This window comes from Microbulbifer okhotskensis (genome assembly GCF_023895975.1).
Taxonomy (GTDB): Bacteria; Pseudomonadota; Gammaproteobacteria; order Pseudomonadales; family Cellvibrionaceae; genus Microbulbifer; species Microbulbifer okhotskensis.
Genome location: NZ_JALBWM010000298.1, coordinates 1 through 1,159, shown reverse-complemented (window position 1 = coordinate 1,159; position 1,159 = coordinate 1). Strand labels below are relative to the sequence as shown.

Annotated in this window: 1 protein-coding gene; it reads right to left on the bottom strand. The window is 41.2% G+C overall.

Annotated elements, in window-relative coordinates:
• Positions 1 to 44: 44 nt before the first annotated feature.
• A complete protein-coding gene (locus MO867_RS22165) occupies positions 45 to 959 on the bottom strand; it encodes a nuclease-related domain-containing protein (protein ID WP_252473218.1) in 915 nt (304 codons plus the stop codon).
• Between the last annotated feature and the right edge of the window lie 200 nt (positions 960 to 1,159).

Sequence of the window (1,159 nt, the reverse complement as noted above, 5' to 3'; positions counted from 1 at the left end):
CTCCGGTATAGAGTATGGGGGCATGAGCAGTTACACAATTTAAATTACAGCCTCAGAACTTCCTTCTCATGAGAAACAACCTTATAGCGTCCCTCGGTTGTTTTTAGCTCACGGTCGTTGAATTTAGAAAAATCCCAACGTCTTAAAAGCGCTTTATCATCCTTTCTTTGCTTTGATTTAGCTTGGAATTCTGTATAAACAGATTCAACACCTTCTGGAGGGTAAATTTTCTCTTCAGCTTCATAACCATTAACCAGCAAACTTTTTGGTTTAGTTTGCCCATCATTGAAGATGTTATCAAACACATCAAAGTCTTCATTAAGTTGCAGGTTGAGGGCACGTTTAGGTACATTAGGAGGAAGAAGCATCTTCTCGAAGATTTTTTCATCAGCAAGTGCTAAAAATTCATTGACATTAAGTACATGCTTCCTGTCTTTTTCTGGAAGCTTGCTACCATTGGCAGTTCCTGTGAGTACAACAAAAAAATCGACTCTGGGAGAATTAAACTTATTCCCCTCAAAACTAGGGAATTTTCGTCCAGATCTCCTCAGTTTTTCACGAAGCATGTACTGCTTGTCTTGAGTAATACTTACAGCAGAACGGCCTCTATGCTCTCCATTTTGATACCACTGATCACCATTGGCAGTTAACTCGCCATTCCAATGTTTAAGCTCAACAATGATGACACTAAAATGCGTAACAATGATTAAATCAAACTCACCTTCATTGTTACGACCACCAATCAATCGGAACCCTGCATAACCTTTCCAAGGCCACATGGAATTACTTTCGGGCCTTAACTGCTTAAGCTGGTCAAATGATCTCAGCTTTATTGGCTTACCAGAAGCTAGTGGTTCACTTTTTACTTCCGTTTTTTTCTGCCCAAATACTTCAGCCATTTTCTCAATAGCATCAATTTCATGCAGTGTTAATCCGCCTTCCCAATATTTAACGTCCATCTTCTACTTTTATACTCTTACTATAATTCTGAAGGGTTTTCGGGTGTGATTTTGCAGGCCCTAACGTTTTGCTAAACGGCAGCCGAAACGCAGTGTAGGCTGTCCGGTGAGGGCGCGATTTTCGCGACCGAAACGTATTTCAGAAACTTGGTACGCCCAGCATGGGCGTGGACTAATGGGGTGAAAGTCCCCTGTAGGAA